This window comes from Mycobacterium sp. TH-M15 (genome assembly GCF_057473705.1).
In genome coordinates this window covers 1-2743 of record NZ_JBYCLB010000675.1, presented here as the reverse complement: position 1 = coordinate 2743, position 2743 = coordinate 1, and the positions used below count along the sequence as shown (strand labels likewise).

Genomic DNA, 2743 nt, shown 5'->3' with positions numbered 1-2743 from the left:
GGCTGCGCTGGCTGGTGGCGGCGCTGCGCCAGCGACAACTGCGGCGGCTGTTCATCGCCGCGATGCAGCGAGCCGGGGCGGGGCTGTGGACCAACCTGACCTGCCGCAAGCGCTTCATCGCCGACAAGCTCGACGACGCGCTCGGCGACGTCGACGCCGTCGTCATCCTGGGCGCCGGGCTGGACACGCTCGCCTACCGGCTGACCCGGCGCAAGCGCATCCCGACCTTCGAGGTGGACCTGCCGGTCAACATCGCCCGCAAGGCCAAGACGGTGCGCCGGGTGCTGGGCAGCCTGCCGCTGTCGGTCCGGTTGGTGGCGTTGGACTTCGAGCGTGACGACCTGCTCACCGCGCTGGCCGAGCACGGGTACCAGACCGACTTTCGCAGCTTCTTCATCTGCGAGGGGGTGACCCAGTACCTGACCGAGACCACGGTCCGCAAGACCCTGGAGGGGCTGCGGGCATCGGCGTCGGGCAGCAGGCTGGTGTTCACCTACGTCCGGCGCGACTTCATCGACGGGGCCAACGACTACGGCTCGCCGAAGCTCTACCGGCGGGTCCGGGAACGGAACAAGCTGTGGCACTTCGGCCTGCAGCCGGACCAGGTCGAGGGGTTCCTCGTCGAGTACGGCTGGCGGCTGATCGAGCAGGCCGGGCCGGAGCAGCTGGTCGACCGCTACGTCAAGCCGACCGGGCGCGATCTGACCGCCAGCGACCTGGAGTGGTCGGCCTACGCTGAGAAGGTGTGACAGTCAGCCCAGCACGGTGTGCATCAGCATCACGTCGTAGGCGTTCCACAGCGACAGGGTGAAGTAGAGGTCCCTCCCCGCAGACCATGGGTGGATGTACGGCGCGTAGATGCCACCGGGAATCTGCCCGTGCGAGACGAGGACCCGTTCGGCGCTCCACGGGCCCTGCGGCGCCGGGGCCGTCCTGGCCACCACGTTGTCGCCGCCGTTGCCGTACAGCGCCAGGAACTGCCCGAGGTAGGAGTTGTACTGCACCGACATCTCGCCCACCGGGCCCGGGATCACCGGGCTCGCCGCACCCGGGTCGTTGGGAACCCAGGCCCCCGAGTCGTTCCAGTACTGGTATTTGGTCACGTCCGGGATGAACCGTTGCGGAACCCTCGACAGGTACGCCGAGCCGCCGCGGCCGGCCGGGGTGCCGAAGGAGTAGAGGTAGCCGTCGCTGCCCCGGACGAACGCACCCTGCTGGAAGTTCTCGTTGCCCGGGACGTAGCGCGCCCGCGGGACGTTCTCCGGCGACGACGAGCGGACGGTGCCCGGGTAGAGACTCCAGTTCTCACCGTTGTCGTTGGAGACCGCGATCGCCGAATAGTTCGTCGACCAGTTGCCGTCACCGATCCACTTCTTGACCGACATGAAGTTCAGGTACTGGTTTCCGCCGACCGAGACGCCGGCCGTCGGGATCACACTATCCTGAACCGGCGCCACCCTCCAGTCGGGCAGGATCTGCTTGGAGAAGTTCGGTTGCCGCAGTGGCGATCCGGAGTATCTGTTGCCGACCACGCCCGGCCCCACCACAATCCCGTCGGCCAGGTTCTGGTCCTGGCTGCGGAACAGCACGTTGTGCCGCCACTGCTGACCCTGAACACGGCAGTAGCCGAACGTGTCCCCGAACGCCATCAGGGCCTGGCGGTTTCCGGGATCGCCATTGTCCCAGATGATTCCGAGGTCGGTCCCGGAGACGGCGAACCGCTGCAGGGTCTTGTTCGGGCTGTTCGGACCGGTCACCCACTCGGCCAGCGACGTCTGCGCCCCGGCGAGGGACTCGGCAGGATCGGCCGCTCGCGACTCCGGCTGCGCCGGCTGCGCCGGTTGGGCGGCGCTCGGTGGGGCCTGGGCCGAGCCCGGGTTGTTCGGGACCACGGCCGCCTGCTGCTGCGCCGGCTGGCTGGCCTGGATCAGGGCGGAGATCAGCGGCCCCAGCTTCGGCAGCGGAGCACTATCGACCGTGCCCCGCGGCCGGCGACCGATCGGCAGCTGACCAGCCCCGGTGGACGGCGACCCGGGTGGCGGGTCGACATTCGCCTCGGGCGCATTGCAGGTCAGCGCGGCCGCCGACGGAGCGGTGGCAAGGACCATGCCGAGAGCGATGGTCGGCACCATAGATGCCGAGACGATTCGACGCAGCGCCGACATGTCACGCCTTTCTCTGGCTCCGGGTGAGTAACTGGTGCGACAATAGTTGCTATTGTTACAGAAGTGATGAGCGACGCGTCAATGGAGACTCAGTCGTGGCGGTGTCGCAACGCCGCTCTGTCGACCCACGTTGCCCGCTCTCCGCTGATTGAGGCGCTCGGCCACTTTGGTACCGCCTGGGCGTCCGGCAGTTGTCCCAAGGTTCTTGGAGGTTTCGGATGACGTCGTTCTCGATGGAACCGGCGGTGGTGGGCGCTTCGGCGGGCTGCGAGTCGGGGACTGGCGGCTCAGATCGGGGTTGGAGCTTCCGCGGGGGCGCCGGCGCTGTTGGGAGCGGCGCCGATGGGCGCTGACGCCGATTCGGTGGAGTTCGCCGCGGCGCTACAGGCACTCGGTGCGACGTATATGGCCGCCGCCGATCAGCACGGGGTGAGCCGGGAATTGTTTTCGGCGGCGCAGTCGCTGGCCGCGGTGACCACCGTGGTTAGGGCTCGCGCAGTAATTAATCGGGTTCTGGTGGGCGTGTCGCGGTGTGGTCGGCGGTGAGCGTGTAGTTCCAGTCGCCGTGGAATTCGTGA

The 2743-nt window shown here is 68.1% G+C and carries 2 protein-coding genes; one reads left to right on the top strand and one right to left on the bottom strand.

Going from position 1 to position 2743, the window contains the following annotated elements; translation table 11 throughout:
- On the top strand, positions 1–749 hold a 749-nt coding region (locus AC2VNT_RS16505), incomplete at its 5' end, for an SAM-dependent methyltransferase (RefSeq protein ID WP_486947881.1).
- A 3-nt stretch (positions 750–752) separates the two neighbouring features.
- Here the strand turns inward: AC2VNT_RS16505 and AC2VNT_RS16500 are convergent.
- Complete coding sequence (locus tag AC2VNT_RS16500; protein WP_486947880.1) at positions 753–2165, bottom strand: glycoside hydrolase family 183 protein; 1413 nt, start codon at positions 2163–2165, stop codon at positions 753–755.
- Positions 2166–2743 lie beyond the last annotated feature (578 nt).

Excerpts from the sequence above, each read along its gene's own strand:
- AC2VNT_RS16500 (WP_486947880.1), bottom strand. The coding sequence starts at position 2,165 with ATGTCGGCGCTGCGTCGAATCGTCTCGGCATCTATGGTGCCGACCATC.